Source organism: Streptomyces sp. NBC_01520 (genome assembly GCF_045040375.1).
Lineage (GTDB): Bacteria > Actinomycetota > Actinomycetes > Streptomycetales > Streptomycetaceae > Streptomyces.
In genome coordinates, this window is sequence record NZ_CP109404.1 from 6,085,916 (window position 1) to 6,104,322 (window position 18,407).

Here is an 18,407-nt window from a genome sequence, read left to right on the forward strand (position 1 = left end):
TCCGCGACACGCCTGCCGTGACGCTCATTTGACGCTCCGAGCCCTGAAAGCCCGCCTGCAGAGTCGGCAAACCTATCTGACCTGCAGTTTCTCTCACATCGACTATCGGTGACGTCTTTTCGATGACCCACCATGTGGAGTGCGTCGCGATCCTTGAACCTGCAACGAAGGGCCTTTGACCTGCTGGTTTCCCAACTTTCGGGAAACCGGGCAGGTCGCGTCGACATGTCTTCATGGGCGCATCATCTGGAGTGCGTGACGCTCCTTGAGCCTCTCGAAAAGGCCGCTGACCTGCAGATTCGGAGGGTGTGCGTGGCGTGTGCCACTCCCGATCCGGGCGACGACATGGTGCTGACAGGGCATCTTGACGCTCACCTGACGCCCCTTCTGATGGGGCGTCAGGTGAACTGCTGGGCTGTCAGGTGTTCAGGGGAACTGTCACAGCTGCCGGGTGGGGCGGCTTGGCTCGCCGCCGACGTCGACAACCTGTCAGCGCCGACGGCCACGCGATACAGCGCTCCGGCGTCGTCTCCTCAGAGTCGACCGAGGAAGCGCGAACCTGCTCACCTCGGAGTCCTGTCTGTCCAGCCTCGACATGCCCTGCACCAGCCCGAACCGATCGCACCACACTCAAGCCGGTGGATCCGCGCTGAACTGAGCCAGAACAAGGAGCGGCCTCCGGGGCCGATCGGCCCCGGAGGCTCCTTTGCCAGCGGCCTTGACGCTGGCGGCATACGTCGACCTGCGGCCGGGGATCCGAACCCCGTATTTCGTCCTTACGGAGCGAAAGGGGTATAGGACAAGGCGGTGTCCACAACCTCTTCTGCCGTCAAGCCGTCCGTAAAACCTTCCATGTCGGGATGGTAGATGAGATTGAGTACGCGAGGATGAGGAACGCTCGCTTCGAGAATCTCCACGAGCCTATCGACTTCCTCCTCCGTCCCGTGGTCCGCCATAATTTTGCGAACGAGCTCGACGAGCTGATCGCGGGTAAGGTCACGCGCGCCCATCACACCTCACTGATGATAGTTGGGGTCCAGTACCTCGGCATGATACCGAGGCGTTACAACCACCAGATTGTCCAGATCGTAGACGCCGCCGCCATGTTGAATCGGTTTTACGTGATGGAGGACGTACTTGTTGTTCCTTCCCACGGCTTGCTGATTCGCCACAAATGGCGCCCTGCCGGCAGCCATACGTGTCCTGTTTGATTTACTGAAGCCTGCTGCCAACCCTGAGTCACTGGCAACGGCTTTCCAGAAAGCCTCGCGAAAATCCCCGAATGTCTTGAAGGATTTCCCCTGCAGCTGTCGGCCGATCTGTCCCGGGATTTTCCCCGTACTTCCATGGGTTCCCTTCAGCCACCCACCAGATATATCGGACAGACGCCCGCCACCTGTTACAGCGCCTGGAGAGTTCCTTAGCTCTGTGGCCGTCCTGGCCCCCGTAATGGCGGGGCGACTGCTTAGCCCTTCGGCGCCCAGGGCCGACGTCTCGGGCTCGACCGCTTGTCGCCTCCAGCCGCTGAGGCCGCCGACCCCGACGAGGGCCACTTGCTGGGTGAGTTCGTCGGCGGCTTCCGCGTACAGGTCGGCGAGTGCGTCGCAGCCTTGTTGGCGGAGCATGTACTCGGCGCGGTAGAGGCGGTAGGCGGGGCGGACGGGGAGGTACTTGTCGAGGAAGGCCCCGGCGCCGCCGTTCTCGCCGGTGAAGGCGTCCTGCGCGTCACCGAGGAACACGAACGGTGACTTGACGACGTCGGCGAAGGCGTCACCGAAAATGCCCAGCACGTCGCCGATGCCGTCGACGCTGTCGTTCGGGTCTTCGGGGGTACGGCCGCTCGGGTCGGTCAGGAGGGTGGGTACGTTGTCGGCGTATGCGTACGGGGACACATGGGGGCTTGAGGTGCTGCGGGTCACCGGGTCGGTGCTGTTGAAGCGGCCGGTGGCCGGGGTGTACTGGCGGGCGTGGAGGTCGAGGTTGCCGGTGGTGGTTTCGTACCGGGCGCCGGTGTAAGAGGGGGTGCTTGCGGGTGCGCCTCCGGTGACGGTTCCCAGGACGCGGGTGCCGTAGGGGTCGTAGGCCCAGCGCTGGTGGAGGGTGCCGGTGCTGCTGGTGACGTCGAGCGGTGAGCCCTGGGTGTCGTGGTGGTAGTAGAAGACCGCGCCCGTACCGGTTTTGGCGGCTGCGGGCTGGCCGATCGGGTCGTAGCGGTAGGACTGCTTGACGGTCCAGGCGCTGTCGTACTCGGTGGCGAGGATCGGCAGGGGTGCGTTGGGGTCCCACTGGGTGCGGCTGGTGACCGCACCGTCCTGGAGCGTGGCGACCTGATTGCCACTGGCATCGTGGTCGTAGGTGTAGTCGGTGCCCGCGACGGTGGCGGTGGAGATCTGTCCGGCCAGGTCGTAGGTGAAGGTGTTGGCGCCGGCCTTTGTCTGGTTGCCGTCCGCGTCGTATGCGTATGCGGTGGTGCTGGTCCCGGCGGTGGTGGAGGTGAGCTGGTCGGCGTCGTCGTAGGCGTAGTTGGTTGACGTGGCGCCGAGGGTGGAGGTCAGGCGGTTGCCGACCTTGTCGTAGGTGTAGGACGTGGTGCGGGTGGCGGCGCAGCCGGTGATCCAGGGCTGGGGGTAGCAGCCGGAGGTGAGGCGGCCCGCGGTGTCGTAGGTCTGGTCGTAGCCGCCGGTGCCGACTCCGGCCCGGGTGACGTCGACGCGGGTGGGCAGGCCGGCCGCCGAGAGGGTCAGGGCGGTCTTGGTGACTGTCGTGCCCGCCTTGGCGGAGGTGACGGCGGTGACGCGGCCCGCCCGGTCGTAGGTGCGTTCCTCGGTCTCCGTGTTGGGCAGTGCCGTCCTGGTGAGGTTGCCCGCCGCGTCGGAGGTGTAGGTGGTGGTGGCGCCGTCGGCCGTCATCGTGGCGGTGCGGCCGTCGTTGTCGTACGTGTAGCCGATCGTGTTGCCGTCGGAGTACTTACGGGTGAGCATCTGCCCGGCGGCGTCGTAGGTGTAGGCGAAGCCGCGGGTCTTGGTGAGGTCACCGACCGCGTTGTAGACGAAGTCCTCGGAGATCTTCGCGTTGGCACGGGCAGTCATCTGTCCGGCGTCGTCGTAGCCGAGGGTGACGTCCGGCGTGGTGTCCGAGTAGTCGATCTTGGTGACCAGACCGCGGGCGTCGTACGTCCGGGTGGTGGTGCCGCGGGGCGTCGTCACCTTGACCGGATTGCTGTCCGCGTCGTACGCGTACGTCGTCGCCCGGTCCAGGGGGTCGGTGACCGACGTCAGGCGGTGCGCGGCGTCGTAACCGTAGGTGGTGACGTGGTTGTTGGCGTCGGTCCGGCCGGTGACGTTGCCGACTGTGTCGTAGCCGTAGGTGGTGGCCGCGCCGCCGGGGGCTGTGACGGTGGTCAGCTGGTCGAGCTTGTTGTAGCTGTAGGTGGTGGCGCGCTGGTCGGCGTCCGTGCTCCGGGTGACTTTTCCGACGGCGTCGTACTCGGTTCTGGTCACGTTTCCGAGCGGGTCGGTGACGGCGGTCGGATTGCCCGACGGGTCGTAGTCGTAGGTGGTGGTGTACTGGGCGGGGGAGGCGCCGGTTGTGTTGCCCCGCGGGTTGACGGCGGTGGCCTGGCGGCCGTCGTCGTCGTAGGTCCAGCTCTCCTTGTTGCCCAGGGGCGAGGTGCTGCTGAGCAGGTTCCCGTCGTCGTCGTAGGTGTAGGTGCTGGTCTTGCTCAGCTGGTTGGTGCTGCTGGTCAGCCGATTGTTCTTGTCGTAGACGGAGAGGGTCGTCTTGCCTGCGGCGTCGGTGACCTTGGTGACGTTGTCGTTGGCGTCGTACGTGTAGCCGGTGGTGTGTCCGAGCTGGTCGGTGTTTACCAGCGGCCGGTTGATCGCGTCGTAGGTCGTGGTGGTGAACGCACCGGTGGGACCGGTGACCTTGGTGCTGTTGCCGGCGGCGTCGTAGGCGTAGTTGGTGGTGTGGGCGGCCGGGTCGGCGCCGCCGACGTTGCCGCGCGGGGAGACGCTGGTGAGCGGGCGTCCGACCTTGTCGTAGGTGTAGGTGGTCTTGTTGCCGGCGGCGTCCGTCTCGGAGGCGAGGTGTCCGGCGGCGCTGTAGGTGCGGGTGACGAACTTGCCCGCCGCGTCTGTCGTTCGGGTCAGGTGCCCGGCATCGTCGTAGGCGAATGCCGTGGTGCCGCCCTCAGGGTTCTTCGCGGTGAGGAGCTGCTCCGCACCGTTGTAGGTGTAGGACGTGGTGCGGCCCAGCGGATCGGTGGCCGAGCTGAGCAGCCCTCGCCCGTCGTAGGCGTACCTCGTTGTGTAGGCGGCGGGGTCGGCGCCGGTGACGTTGCCACGAGGGTCCGTCTTGGTCAGGATCCGCCCGGCCGCGTCGTAGGTGAACGTCGCCTTTTCACCCAGGGGTGTGGTCACCGATGTCCGGTTGCCGGCTGTGTCGTAGCCGTAGGTGGTGACCTTGCCCCGTGGTGTCTTGACCGTCTGTATGGCGCCGAGTGTCGTGTACGTGTAGGCGGTGGTGCCGCCGAGCGGGTCGGTGGTCGTCGTCAGCTGGTTGGACGTGTTGTATGCGTACGTGGTCTGGTTGCCGCGGCCGTCGGTGTGGCTGGTGATGTTGCCCGACGTGTCGTAGGTCCAGATCTCCTTGTAGCCGAGCCCCGACGGCGAACTGCGCGTGAGCATCCGGCCGGCGCTGTCGTACGTCATCGACGTGGTGTTGCCGCGCTGGTCGGTGACGCCCACGGGCCGCAGATTGCGGTCGTAGTCGTAGGTGATGCTCTTGCCGTACGGGTCGATGGTCGACATGAGGACGTTGCCGGAGTACACGTCGGTCCACACGCCGCCGTCGGGCGCCGTGGTGTGCGACTCGCGGCTGCCGTCCCAGGTGAACGTGGTCGTCTTGGTGTTCTGGTCGGTCTGGGAAGTGATCCGGCCTGCGGTGTCGTAGGTGTTGCTGACCTTGCCGCCTGCGGGGTCGGTGTACGACGACAGCCGCTTGTTCGCGTCATACGCGTAGGAAGAGGTCTTTCCGGCAGGGTCGGCCACCGAAGTCAGCAGACCACCGGTGTAGCCGTAGGACACCGATGTCGTGTCCGGCAGAGCCACCTTGGACAGCAGCCCGTCGGCGCCGACCGTGAACGTCGTCGTGCGCCCGGCGGCGTCCTTGACGGAGGCGAGCTTGCCGGACGCGTACGTCAGGTTCAGCCCCTTTCCTGCCTTGTCCACGACGGAAACGAGCTGACCACCGCTGGTGAAGGTCCGCTTGGTGTGGTCGGGCGTGGTCAGGATGTAGTCGCTGGTGCCTTTGACCAGCTTGGCTGCCGACCCGGCCGGGGCCTTGTACGTTCCGTCGCTGTTCTGCGTGAAGACGAACGACGCCCCGTCGTCCGCCTGGTAGGTGACCTTTCCCGTCGCGACCGTGAGCTTCGAGTCGAACGGTGTCGCCCAGCCGCGCCCCAGAAGGCCGGCCGTGGCCGAGTCGGAACGGTACGTGCGTTCCAGGGCTAGTGGCACGCCTGGGCCGACCAGGGAGGCGTCGGTGAGCTGCTCGAAGAACATGCCGGTCGCCGTGTTGACCGGGTCCGCACGGTGGGCCTGCGCGTAGCAGGTGCAGATGCCCGCCTGCGCTCCGGGAATGTCAGGCGTGTAGAAGGCTTCCACGAGGGGAGAGGTGGTTCCGCCCGGACTCGAAGACCCGTCGGTGCCGGTGAGGAAGATCCAGGCGTAGTACTTCTTGCCGTCCTCGAGATGCCCCCCGAGCGTGCTGCCGCTCCACCAGAAGCACTGGTCGGCAGGGTAGGAGTTGCTCGGCCACCACCCGTAGCACCAGGCGCCGTTGTCGAGGTAGCGGCCTGAAGGGTCGCCGGTGGTGCGTTTGATCTCCTGCTGGTGGACGTAGTTCCCCGCCTCGTCGCGGACATAGAGCCACATCCCGGATACCGAGGACGCCGTCGTACCCGCCGGCAGCTGCAGTTGCCCGCCGATCGACAACATCGCCGGGTAAGCAGTGGCGTACGCGCTGACCCACGTGGGATTCCCTGTTGCCTGTGTGCCGAACGGAGTCGCCGATCTGCTCGCGGCCGGGCCTCGGTCGGCGGGTTCGGTGGGACGGGGGTGCGGTGTGCCGGACCGCTTTTCTGCGCGCGGGTCGATGTAGCTGTGCATGGGGGACAGCTCGTCCCGGTCCTGCTTCACTTGCTGGCGTCTCTCGGCCAGCGTCATGGCCTTGGGCGGCTTCGGGAGGTCCGCAGCGGTTCTCGCCTCGGCCGTCCGTATGGCGGTCGATGGGGGTATGGAGGTCTGTTGGCCTCCGGGGGATGCCCAGGAGGGGATGACCCCTGCGACAGCCAGGAGAGCCAGAGCCAGGAGCGTTGTGAGGAGTCTTCGCGCTTGTGTGCGCACAGTGCATCACCCGTGAGTAAGTCGTGAACAGAGTCGGGGTGATGCTTGATCCAAAAGTGGATCGAACTAACGCAGGGCGGTGGATGGGGCTGGATCCTGATGCGTCGCACCGAACGGTGCCCGGTGTGTCCCCTGGTCGCGGGGTCAACCAGCCGTCCCCTGGTGGGCGATTGGCGTGAACACGCCGTCCTGCCCTGAAGGCGGTAGTTGAACCCCCGGAGAGCAGCCGGCCAATCCTGGGTTTCTGTTCGGTGACTGGCGTGGTTGTGGCGAGTGGTGGGGGAGTGAAAGGTGCGCCTCGTTCGCGGACCTCACTTGCTGTCGACGTGCGGGAGCGGAACACCGGGCCGACGCTGAGCACTGCATGTCGGCGGCGGCCTGACGTTCAGCCGGTGCCATGGTGGGCTGTCGGTGCATTCGTCGTTCCTGCTCTATGGAGGACGTGACCGCGCAGCGGATCTCCCGAGCTGGCTGCCGCTGCTGTGACGCTCCGGCCCACTCGCCGTCCGGCCGGCGGACCGAGAAATCGGGTCTGACGTGCAGGTTCTCCGGCCCCCGTCGATTGTGATGTGTTCTCGATGAGCTCGCACGTGGAGTGGCGATCCTTGAGCCTGCTGACAAGGGCGCCTGACCTGCGGGTTTGTAGCGTGGGGCGGTCGCTCGACCTGTTTCCCTCCGCGTATGACGTGGACCGTGCCGGGTGGCTGACGAACGGCTCCGACCTGAGGTTATGTGGACGGCGTACTAGGCAGGGGTCTGTGCCCCGATCATCGAGGAGCCGGTTCGACGCTCATCCGACGCCACTCCTGAGGGAGTATCAGCAGTTGCGTGTCATGCCCGGGGAAACGGCTCGTCGCTGAGAGCTTGGCTATTGCTTCCCGCCGACGCCGTCGAGGGTCTTGGGCGCGCGTCAGTATGAGGAGCGGGTACCGGACGAGACCGGAAGTTGAATCGGACGGGCCCGAGGAGAGCTGCGTGGCCTTGCCTACCGATTGCCATGGCCGAGTATGGTCGCAACGGGTGCAACTCCCGCTGACGCCAGCACCGCGGCGCCGACCAGACCGGCGTCGGGCCCCAGCTCAGCGGGCACGACGCGCAGCTCCTTCAGGAACGGCATCGCCGCGTAGCGCCGCAGGTGGCGAGTGAGCGGTTCGAAGAACACCTCGCCGGACTGAGCGACACCGCCCCCGACAACGGCGATGTCGATCTCGACCAGCGCCGCCGTGGCGGCGATGCCCGCCGCCAATGCGCGGGCCGCCCGGTCGAACGCGGCGATGGCGGCCGCTTCTCCGGTTCGAGCCGCCGCCGCGACCCCTGCTGCGTCTGCCGTCAGAGGTGCTTGCCATCCGAGAGCAAGCGCGTGCCGGGTGATGGCGGTACCACTGGCGATGGCTTCCAGACAGCCTCTCGCTCCGCACGGGCAGGCTTCACCGTCGAAGTCGATGCTGATGTGGCCGAGGTGACCGGCATTGCCTGTGAGCCCGTGGTGCACGCTGCCGTTGAGCACCAGGCCGGCGCCCACACCCGTCGACACCACGAGGCACAGGGCGTTCCTGTGTCCGCGTGCCGCGCCGTGGCGATGCTCGGCGGCGGTCATCGCCACGGCGTCCCCCGCCAGCGCCACCTGCCGATGGCCCACAGCCGGATGCCTCGCGACGGATTCGATGAGGGGAAAGTTCCTCCAGGCGGGAATGTTGACGGGACTCACGGTCCCGTGTGCCAGGTCGATCGGGCCGGCGCTGCCGATGCCCACCGCCCGAACTCTTCCCCACAGAGGGCTGGCGGACAGGGCGCCCATCACTTCGTGAACCGCACCGACGAGTACGTCGGCGGGTTCCCGCGCAGGGGTGGCGCGGCGCGCACGGTGAACCAGAACGCCATCCCGGTCGACCAGGGCGCCCGCAATTTTGGTTCCGCCGATATCGAGGGCGGCGATCAGGCCATCGTTCATGGGTTGAGCCGCCGGCCAATGACTACTCACGGTGATGTTCCTCTGTGTAGGGGTGGCATGTGCGGTTCGGTGAGCCGACCACATCACACCATTGCCTGACAACGTTGTCCAGGTGCTGGCGAGGCGGCGTCGCCCGGCGCGTTCAAGAGCCGATTGATTTAGTCAAGGTTTAGTAAAGCTGCTGATCAGGGCCTTGTGAAGGCTCTGAAATCCAGGTGGACCGGTCTATGGACATTGCCTCCGCGTTACGTCTACGTTGAGCGCTCATCGGGCCGGGGCGGCGGGAGTCCCTGCGGCTTCCCTCTGGGCTTGATGTCGGTAGTCGTGCAGTGAGGGGTGGAGAAAATGCATAGAGCTGGTGTGGTTCTGGTGGCCACGATATTGGCTGCTGTCACGGCATGTAGTGGTCAGAGGGATGCGACGAGTGGTGAGATCGCGGCTCCGCCGAGCGATCCCGCGAAGGTGTCTGGCGGCATTACGGTTCTGACCAACAGGACGGACCAGATTGCTGACGGGTCGTTGAAGAAGTACGCGGCCGAGTTCAACAAGATCTACCCGGGTGTGAAGGTCAAGTTCGAAGGGCTGACCGACTACGAGGGCGAGACCAGGATCCGGATGAACACCGAGAACTATGGTGACGTCCTCCTGATCCCCAACTCCCTCTCCGTCGAGCAGTACCCCAACTTCTTCGCGCCGCTCGGGAGTTCCATCAAACTGTCGGCGACGTTCGACTACACCGACCATGCCACGGTGGATGGCAAGGTCTACGGTCTGGCCAACATCGGGGTGGCGAACGGGTTCGTCTACAACAAGGCGGTCTGGGAGAAGGCCGGTATCAAGGACTGGCCCGCCACGCCCGAGGAGTTCGTCGCGGACCTGGCGACGATCAAGGCGAAGACGGATGCCGTCCCTTACTACACGAACTACAAGGACGGCTGGCCCCTCACCAACTGGACCAACGCCATCGGCTCGCCCTCCTGCGACTCCGGGGCCTACGACTCCCTGGCAAAGACCGAGGAGCCCTGGAGCAGCGGATCGGACCTCTACGAGATCGACAAGCTCCTCTACACGATCGTCGAGAAGAAGCTGTCGGAGCCCGACCCGACCACCACCAACTGGGAAGACTCCAAGGCGCAGATCGGATCCGGCAAGGTCGCATCGATGTGGCTGGGGTCCTGGGCGATCTCCCAGATGCGGGCCGGAGCGGAGGCCGCCGGGAAGAACCCCGACGACATCGCATTCATGCCGTTCCCGGCGCAGCGTGACGGGACGTACTGCTCCGTCTTGCGCCCTGACTACCAGTACGCGGTCAACGCGCACTCCGACAACAAGGAAGCGGCGCGGGCGTGGCTCGACTGGTACATCACCAAGTCGGGCCAGGCCGCCAGCGAAGGGTCCATCTCCTCGGTCAAGGGCGCTCCGCTGCCGAACACGCTCAACGCGTTCTCCGACAACGATGTCACCCTGATCCCGCAGCACCAGGAATACGTCGTCGACGTCAACAAGATCGACAAGGCGTCCGAGATCGGGATCACCGCGCAGGGCTATCGGCAGAAGCTGGTCGACGTCGCCCGGGGAGCGGCCGACGGGGACATGGACAGCTACTTCGGTGAGCTGAACGGGAAGTGGGCCGAGGCGCAGCAGACCCTCGGCGGCTGACCATGCTGCGGCACGGTGAGACCCCGACCAGGACAGCCGCGCTGCGAGCCGCCCGAACAGGGCCCCGCATGAGCATTTCGCCGTGCCGCCTCCCCGAGATCCGCCCGACAGGGAACCCACCACGAGGAACCGTGAGATGACCGTTGCCCATAAGACCCGTGCAGGGGGGCTCGCCGCGGGCCGGCGAACCACACCGCCGCCGAAGCCTGCCCCCGGCCGGCCACGCGCCGGCAGGCGGCGCCGCGCCGCGGCCCTGACCCCCTGGCTCTTCCTGGCCGCGCCTCTGGCGCTGCTGCTGATGTTCACGTTCCTGCCGGTGGCGGACATGATCGGCTACAGCTTCACCGACTGGGACGGCATCAGCCCTTCGCGCTCCTTTGTGGGCGAGGAGAACTACACCGATCTGGTGACGCGGCCCGCGCGGTTCGAGGTGTTTCTCGTCAGCGGGTTCTACCTGGCGGCGTCGTTCCTTCAGATCGCGCTTGCGCTGTACTTCGCCACGGTCCTCAGTTTCAACACCCGGTTCCGCAACCTGTTCAAGGGTCTGCTGTTCTTTCCCTATCTGATCAACGGGGTGGCCGTCGGGTTTGTGTTCCTGTATTTCTTCCAGCCCGACGGCACTCTCGACACGCTGCTGCGGCTGGTCGGTGCGGAGGGCGAGCACCTGTGGCTCGGCGACCCGGACCTGGCCAATCCCTCGCTCGCGGGGGTGTCTGTCTGGCGCTTCATGGGCCTGAACATGGTGCTGTTCCTCGGTGCGATCCAGTCCATTCCCCCGCACCTGTACGAGGCGGCGGAGCTGGACGGGGCCAACCGCCGGCAGCAGTTCCGGCACATCATCGCACCCAGCATCAAGCCGATCATCAGCCTGAGTTTCATACTCGCCGTTTCCGGGTCTCTGGCTGTCTTCGAGATCCCCTACATCATGACCGGTGGCGCCAACGGCACCGAGACGTTCGTCATCCAGACGGTCAAGCTGGCCTTCCAGTTCGACAAGGTCGGCCTGGCCTCGGCGTCCGCCGTCGTCCTGCTGCTCCTGATCCTGCTGATCACCTGGGTCCAGCGTCGGCTGTTTCCCGAGGAGAGGGTGGAGCTCTCATGACCACCGACCTGTCTGCCCCGGCCCGGCGCGGGGTCAACGGCGGCCGTTCCGTACCGCCCGGAATCCCGGTCGTCCTGAAGTACCTGTCACTGCTCCTGGCTTCGGCAGTCGTCCTCGTGCCCCTCGCCGTCGTTCTGCTGACCTCGCTCAAGACCGAGTCGGAGGTGGCGAACAGCGGCCCGCTGGCACTGCCCGGTGACTGGTCCAACTTCACCAACTACGCGACCGCCATCGAGCAAGGTGCGATGCTGAGGGCGTTCGGCAACACGACACTGATCCTCGTGGTCTCCACCGCGGGGACGGTGCTGATCGGCTCGATGACCGCCTATGCCATCGACCGCTTCCAGTTCCGCCTCAAAAAGCTGGTGATGGGTCTCTTCCTGCTGGCGACGCTGGTGCCAAGCGTCACCACACAGGTCGCGACGTTCCAGGTGATCGACGATCTCGGCGCGTTCAACAGCCGGTGGGCACCGATCCTGCTGTACACCGGCACCGACATCGTCTCGATCTACATCTTCCTGCAGTTCATCCGGTCCATCCCCGTCTCCCTGGACGAGGCCGCGCGCATCGACGGCGCCAACTCCTGGACGATCTACCGGAAAATCATCCTCCCGATGCTGCGACCGGCCATCGCCACCGTCGTCATCGTCAAGGGCATCGCGATCTACAACGACTTCTACGTGCCCTTCCTCTACATGCCAGACCCCGAACTCGGCACCATCTCCACCGCCCTGTTCCGGTTCAAGGGCCCCTTCGGCGCTCATTGGGAGACCATCTCCGCCGGCACGATCGTCGTGATCGTGCCGACCCTGATCGTCTTCCTGGCGCTGCAGCGCTTCATCTACAGCGGATTCGCGGCCGGTTCCACCAAATGACCTGCCCGCCCACCGCGCCCCGCACTACATCTCAAGGAGCACGCATGAAGGTCCGCACGCCGCTGTCCCAGGGGTGGACGCTGCGCCTGAACACCGACCGCGGCACCCCGCAGGACGCGCCCCCGCAGCTGGCCGGAACCACCGTGCCGGCACAGGTGCCCGGCTGCGTCCACACCGACCTCATGGCGGCGGATCTGCTCGCCGACCCGTATCTGGACCGCAACGAGTCGGAGGCTGCCTGGGTGGGCCGTGCCGACTGGTCCTACGCGACCGAACTGCCCCAGCGCGACTGCACCTTCGAGCGTGCCGAACTGGTCTTCGACGGGCTGGACACGGTCGCCGCCGTCCATGCTGCCGGCCGGCTGCTGGGGCGTACCCGGAACATGCACCGTTCCTACCGGTTCGACGTCACCGACCTGCTGGTCGACGGTCCGGCGCCGCTCGAAGTCGCCTTCACGTCCGCGTACACCGAGGCCGAGGCGGTCCGAGAGGCGCTGGGTCAGCGGCCCAACTCCTATCCCGAGCCGTTCAACTACCTACGTAAAATGGCCTGCTCGTTCGGCTGGGACTGGGGCCCCACCCTGGTGACGGCCGGCGTGTGGCGTGAGGCGCGCATCGAGCAGTGGTCCACCGCCCGGCTGGCCGAGGTCCGTCCGCAGGTCACCGTCGCGGGTGACGGGAGCGGCATCGTCGAGATCACCGTCGATCTGGACCGCACGACGAGCGGTCAGAACCGGCCGCTGCGTCTGGTGGCCACGGTCGGTGACGTCTCCTCGGAGATCACCGTCGCGCCCGCAGCCAGGACCGCCACCGTGACCGTACAAACCCCGGACGTGAAGCTGTGGTGGCCGCGCGGCTACGGCGACCAGCCACTGTACGCGTGCACCGTCGTGCTGGAGGACGGCGACGACGGCCACGCCCTGGACGCGTGGGAGCGACGCATCGGCTTCCGCACGATCGAACTCGACACGTCCCCGGACGTGCACGGAAGCGCCTTCACCCTGGTCGTCAACGGCACCCCGGTCTTCGCCCGGGGGGTGAACTGGATACCCGACGACGTCTTCCCCACACGCGTCACCGCCGACCGCTACCGCACCCGTCTCACCCAGGCCGCAGACGCGGGTGTGGACCTGGTACGCGTATGGGGCGGCGGGATCTATGAGGACCGGGCCTTCTACGACGTCTGCGACGAGCTGGGCCTGATGGTCTGGCAGGACTTCCTCTTCGCCTGCGCCGCCTACCCGGAGGAGCAGCCGCTGCGCTCCGAGATCGAGGCCGAGGCCCGGGAGAACGTGGTCCGGCTGATGCCCCATCCCTCGCTGGTGCTGTGGAACGGCAACAACGAGAACCTCTGGGGCTTCGCCGACTGGGGGTGGGAGCAGGAACTCGCCGGAGGATCATGGGGGGAGGGCTACTACCTGGGTCTACTGCCCCGCATCGTGGCGCAGACGGACCCGACGCGGCCTTACTGGGCGGGCAGCCCCTGGTCCGGGTCCTGGAACCACACTCCGAACGACCCCGACCACGGCACCGCGCACTCGTGGGAGGTGTGGAACCGCCGAGATTACAGCGACTACCTCACCACGGTGCCCCGCTTCGTCGCGGAGTTCGGCTGGCAGGCCCCGCCGACCCACGCCACCCTGGAACGCGCGCTGTCCGAAAGGCCGCTGACCGCCGATTCGCCCGGCATGCTGCACCACCAGAAGGCGGAGGACGGCAATGGCAAGCTGAACCGGGGGCTCGACCACCACTTCGCCCCGCCGGCCGACTTCGACACCTGGCACTACCTGACCCAACTGAACCAGGCGCGCGCGGTCGCCACCGGGGTGGAGCACTGGCGCTCCCACTGGCCCCGGTGCGCCGGCACGGTGCTGTGGCAGCTCAACGACTGCTGGCCGGTGACCTCCTGGGCGGCGATCGACGGTGACGCCCGGTTCAAGCCGCTGTACTTCGAGATGCGCCGTCTGTACGCCGACCGGCTGCTGACACTCCAGCTCCGGGACAGCGCCCTGGTCGTCGCGGGCTGCAACCAGAGTGCCGCCACGTGGGACACCACCGTCACGGTCCGGCGGATGGACGCGGACGGAACGGTGCTGGCAAGCGCCGAGGTCATGCTCAAGGCCGCAGGGAACAGTGTGGCTCTGGAGGCGTTGCCCCGCTCGGTCGCCGAGTTCGGCGACGCGCGCCGGGAGTTCCTCGTCGCCGACGCGGACGGCTCGCGTGCCGTGCACTTCACCTGCGCCGACCGTGAGTTCGCCTACCCGGCCGCCTCCTACGACGTCCGGGTGAGCGAGGGGGGCGGAAACGGTGTCGCGGTCACGGTCACCGCCGCCGGGCTTGTACGGGACCTGGTGCTGCAGGCCGACCGGCTGGCCCCGGACGCCGGCACCGATCACGGGCGGGTCACCCTGCTGCCCGGCGAGACCTTCACCTGGCATGTCACCGGCTGGGAGCGCCCCACCGCGGAGGCCGCGGGCGGCGCGCTGTTCTGCGTCAACGGGGCTGCCGGCCGTGAGTGAGGCACCTGCACGCCGGTCCGGGCGCGTCACCATCAACGATGTGGCCGCCCGGGCCGGGGTGTCGCGAGGAGCGGTGTCCCTGGCGTTCAACAACCGGCCCGGTGTCTCGGAAGCCACGCGTGAACGCATCATGGAGGCAGTCACCGAGCTGGGCTGGGTGCCGAGCCAGACCGCGATCAAGCTGTCCGGATCCGCTACCGGAGCTGCGGACACCGTCGGCCTGGTCATCGCCCGGCCGGCGCGGCAGCTCGGGCTGGAGCCGTTCTACATGGAGTTCATCTCCGGGGCCGAGTCCGTCCTGGAGGAACACCGGTGCTCCCTGCTCCTGCACCTGGTGCGCGACGTCACTCAGGAGATAGCCGTCCACCGCGAGTGGTGGCAGTCGCGCCGGATCGCCGGTTCCATCCTGGTCGACATCCAGCAGAACGATCCCCGGGTCACCGAATTGGCGGCGATCGGGCTACCGGCCGTCGCGGTCGGCCACCCGTCGCTGACCGGTGGGTTCACCTCGGTGTGGACCGATGACGAGGCTGCCGTGCAGGAGGCGGTGCGCTACCTCGCTGCCCTTGGGCACCGACGGATCGCAAGGGTGGGTGGCCATCCGTCGCTCGGCCACACCATCATCCGCACTGCCGCGCTGAACACGATCGTGGCCGAACTCGGACTGGAGCCGGCCCGCAGCGTCACCACCGACTACTCGGGGGAGCAGGGTGCCCGGGCGACCCGGTCGCTGCTGGCCTCCCCGCGCCGCCCCACGGCCATCGTCTACGACAACGACATCATGGCCGTCGCCGGTCTGTCCGTCGCCGCCGAGATGGGGCTGGACGTACCGAGGGACGTCAGCCTGATCGCCTGGGACGACTCGCAGCTGTGCCAGCTCACGCATCCCACCCTCTCGGCCATGAGCCATGACGTGTTCGGCTTCGGCGCCGACGTGACCCGTCGGCTGTTCGACGTAGTCCACCGCCGCGACGTGTCGTCCGGCCCGGCCGCTCCGCCCGTACTGCTGCCCCGGGGCAGCAGCGCACCCCCGCGGCAACCCACCGACTGACGACGGCCAAGGCAGCACCCCGGCCGGATACCCACTCCGGACCGGGCAGGCTTGCCGTCGTCCCCCAGCCCTCTTGAGCCAAAGCCAGGTTTGCCATGCCCCGACACCGCCGAAGAACCCCTGCCGCCCTCCTGACGGTCGGCGCTCTCGTCACCACCACCGCCGCATCGTCCCCGCCACCGCTGATCCGCCGAGCCGGACCGCAGACGCCTTCGTGCAGCGGGAGGGGACCTCACTGACGCTGCAGGGTGAGCCGTTCCGCTTCGCGGGCACCAACCTGTCCGGCTCGGCCTGGACGAGAACGTGGGCGGGATCGACCACCCCACCCACTTCCGTATTCGGCGACGCGCTCAAGACGGCACGCGTCATGGGGGAACGGCGTCTGCCCGCCCTCCCTGTCACCCCACCGCTGATCACTTCGATCACCAAGCGGTCCGGTATCCACGAGATAGCCTGGCGTGGCACCGTCGGCGCCCACACCTACCGTGTCCAGCGCTCCGTGCGCGGTGCACACGGTCCGTGGACAACACTCACCACGACTCCGGTCGGCGACATCGACACGCCGTGGCTCGACGCCACGACTCCGCGGACTCAGGCGTCGTACCGGGTGAGTGCCCTCGACCGGGCCGGGCGCATCCTCGCCACATCTGCGCCCCTGGGCGCCGGTCCGAGCCAGGATGTCGAGGCCGGTCCGAGCCAGGATGTCGAGGTGGACACGCTCCAGGGCTGGGCACGCATGTCAGCGCACAGCGACAGTCTGCAACGCGAACCCGACGGCGACGGCGTTCACGGCCACCGACTGACCTGACCGATCTGCCGGGCACAACAGCCCTGACCGTGCCCGGGACCCGTGCGCCGCCCTCGCCGGACGACGGCGGCGCACTCTCATGCCCCACCCCTCTCCCCGGAGGACCCCGTGACCGCACCTTCCCTCCTCAGCCCCGCCGTACGTAACCATCCCTGGGGCTCACGCACCGCGATTCCCGCTCTCCTCGGGCAGCGGCCCGACGGCGAACCACAGGCCGAACTCTGGTTCGGCGCGCACCGCGTCGTCCCATCGCTTCTCCCCGACCGGCCCGGCCGCCCTGACCTGGCAGCCGCCGTCACCGCCGACCCGCTCAGGGAACTGGGGGAGGCGAGCCTGGCCGCTCACGGCCCCGAACTCCCCTTCCTGCCCAAAGTGCTCGCAGCCGAGCGGGCGCTGTCGGTGCAGGTGCATCCCACACGCCGGCAGGCGCAGAACGGCCATGACCGAGAGGAAGCGGCCGGAGTGCCGCTCGACGCCCCGCACCGCACGTTCGAAGACCGCAACCACAAGCCGGAACTGCTGTGTGCACTGGAGCCCTTCGAGGCGCTCTGCGGCTTCCGGGAGCCGGCCCGCACAGCCGAGCTGCTCGATGCCCTGGCGGTGCCCGAACTCCGCCGCTGGTCAGTCGTTCTCCACTCGCGGCCTGCGCACGAAGCCCTCAGCCGCACGCTTCGCGCGGCCCTGCGCGCTCCCGAGCGGCTCGTGCGCACCGTATCCGCCGCCCTGCCCCGGCTGACCGCGTCCCCAGATCCTTGGAGCAACGCCGGCGCCGCCTACGCGGCCGTCGCAGAAGACTTCCCCGGTGACCCCGGGCTTCTCGCAGCACTGCTGCTCAACCAGGTTCGTCTCGACGCAGAAGAAGCCCTGTACCGAGGGGCAGGCGTGCCGCACGCATATGTGCGGGGAACCGGCGTGGAGATCACGGCCAACTCGGACAACGTCCTGCGCTGCGGCTTGACCGACAAGCACGTCGACACCGTGCTGCCGGCCGACATCGTGGACTGCACTCCGATGAGACCCGCAGTCATGCGGCCCACTCCCACCGGGCCGGCCGGTGAGACCGAATTCTGTTCTCCGACAGAGGAGTTCGTTCTCTCGCGCCTGGAGACAGGTACCGAAGCCGTGAGCGTGACCGACCCCGGGCCGCAGGTGCTGCTCTGTCTCGTCGGCCACGTACGCCTGACGTCGGGTCCGCCCCTCTCCCGGGGCGCGGCCGTGTTCGTGCCCGCGGGAAGCCCGTGTGAGGTGACCGGCGGAGGAGCGGTGCTCCACCGCGCGCGAGTACCCCTGTCCGCCGCTTCATGAGGCTCGCGACCAGAGAGTGGGGGACCGGCCCCCGCACAGCCGTGCTCGTGCACGGCATCATGACAGATTCACGCACGTGGAACCGTGTCGCACCGGCCGTCGCAGACAGCGGCTACCGGGTCATCGCCGTCGACCTGCGCGGTCATGGAGGAAGTGACCACGGCGCCACCTACACTCCCGCCGTCCTGGCCACCGACCTGATCGAAACCGTGCCTCCGGCCCCCGACCTCGCCATCGGCCACTCACTGGGCTCAGCCGTACTGCTGCTCGCCACACCCCGACTGCGCTGTGCCCGAGCCGTCCACTGCGACCCCGCATGGGTGAACCGGCCCCGAGACCTGGCCGCCCTGCGCGCCGCCAAGTACGCCACCTGGCGAGAACTGCGGGCCGAGCACCCGCTCTGGCATGACGAGGACATCACCGCCGAGCACCAGGCGCTGGAGACCTGGGATCCAAGCTCCGTCGACGCCCTGGCGCACTTGCCCGGCCTGCCCGCCGCCCCGGCCGTGCCGTCCCTGGTGCTGCTCGCCGACCCCAGCGAACGGATTCCACCGGCCCCGGCCGCGACGCTGCGCAGCCGGGGATGGCACACGCGAACGGTGGACGGTGCAGGACACACCGTCCACCGTGACGATCCCGTCGGGTTTCTCCGTGGGCTGTCCGGATGGCTGTGATCACACCCGAACGCTTGCCTCAGGGCGAAGATGAACAGCCGTCGGGCCCCTTCGGC

Annotated in this window: 11 protein-coding genes; 8 read left to right on the top strand and 3 right to left on the bottom strand. The window is 67.5% G+C overall.

The window, feature by feature from the left end:
* Positions 1-776 precede the first annotated feature (776 nt).
* The 3 genes from OG524_RS27700 to OG524_RS27710 all read right to left on the bottom strand — a co-directional run bounded on the left by OG524_RS27700 (position 777) and on the right by OG524_RS27710 (position 8,358).
* A complete protein-coding gene (locus OG524_RS27700) occupies positions 777-1,010 on the bottom strand; it encodes a bacteriocin immunity protein (protein ID WP_405811847.1) in 234 nt (77 codons plus the stop codon).
* Between the two features lie 6 nt (positions 1,011-1,016).
* Positions 1,017-6,227 (bottom strand): DUF6531 domain-containing protein, encoded by a 5,211-nt coding sequence (locus OG524_RS27705; protein ID WP_405811848.1) that lies wholly within the window; start codon positions 6,225-6,227, stop codon positions 1,017-1,019.
* Between the two features lie 1,165 nt (positions 6,228-7,392).
* Positions 7,393-8,358, bottom strand: a complete 966-nt coding sequence (locus OG524_RS27710) for an ROK family protein (RefSeq protein WP_405811849.1) — start codon at positions 8,356-8,358, stop codon at positions 7,393-7,395.
* Positions 8,359-8,703: 345 nt separating this feature from the next.
* On the opposite strand from OG524_RS27710, the gene OG524_RS27715 reads away from it, so the two are divergent.
* The 8 genes from OG524_RS27715 to OG524_RS27750 all read left to right on the top strand — a co-directional run bounded on the left by OG524_RS27715 (position 8,704) and on the right by OG524_RS27750 (position 18,351).
* The gene (locus OG524_RS27715) at positions 8,704-10,017 is read left to right on the top strand and encodes an ABC transporter substrate-binding protein (protein ID WP_405393061.1); all 1,314 of its coding nucleotides are present in this window, start codon (positions 8,704-8,706) and stop codon (positions 10,015-10,017) included.
* Positions 10,018-10,153: 136 nt separating this feature from the next.
* On the top strand, positions 10,154-11,119 hold the full coding sequence (locus tag OG524_RS27720) for a carbohydrate ABC transporter permease (RefSeq protein ID WP_405388001.1): 966 nt from the start codon (positions 10,154-10,156) through the stop codon (positions 11,117-11,119).
* Positions 11,116-11,994, top strand: coding sequence for a carbohydrate ABC transporter permease (locus OG524_RS27725; protein ID WP_405388000.1), 879 nt, complete (start codon positions 11,116-11,118; stop codon positions 11,992-11,994). Before OG524_RS27720 ends, OG524_RS27725 begins: the two co-directional genes overlap by 4 nt.
* A 44-nt stretch (positions 11,995-12,038) precedes the next feature.
* On the top strand, positions 12,039-14,513 hold the full coding sequence (locus tag OG524_RS27730) for a glycoside hydrolase family 2 protein (protein ID WP_405811850.1): 2,475 nt from the start codon (positions 12,039-12,041) through the stop codon (positions 14,511-14,513).
* On the top strand, positions 14,506-15,564 hold the full coding sequence (locus OG524_RS27735; protein ID WP_405387998.1) for a LacI family DNA-binding transcriptional regulator: 1,059 nt from the start codon (positions 14,506-14,508) through the stop codon (positions 15,562-15,564). The genes OG524_RS27730 and OG524_RS27735 overlap by 8 nt, the downstream gene beginning before the upstream one ends.
* 214 nt (positions 15,565-15,778) lie before the next feature.
* A complete protein-coding gene (locus OG524_RS27740) occupies positions 15,779-16,372 on the top strand; it encodes a hypothetical protein (RefSeq protein WP_405811851.1) in 594 nt (197 codons plus the stop codon).
* A 108-nt stretch (positions 16,373-16,480) separates the two neighbouring features.
* Entirely contained in the window at positions 16,481-17,677 is a 1,197-nt protein-coding gene (manA, locus tag OG524_RS27745; RefSeq protein ID WP_405811852.1) for a mannose-6-phosphate isomerase, class I, read from the top strand.
* Positions 17,674-18,351, top strand: a complete 678-nt coding sequence (locus OG524_RS27750) for an alpha/beta fold hydrolase (protein ID WP_405387995.1) — start codon at positions 17,674-17,676, stop codon at positions 18,349-18,351. The genes manA and OG524_RS27750 overlap by 4 nt, the downstream gene beginning before the upstream one ends.
* Positions 18,352-18,407: the final 56 nt, after the last annotated feature.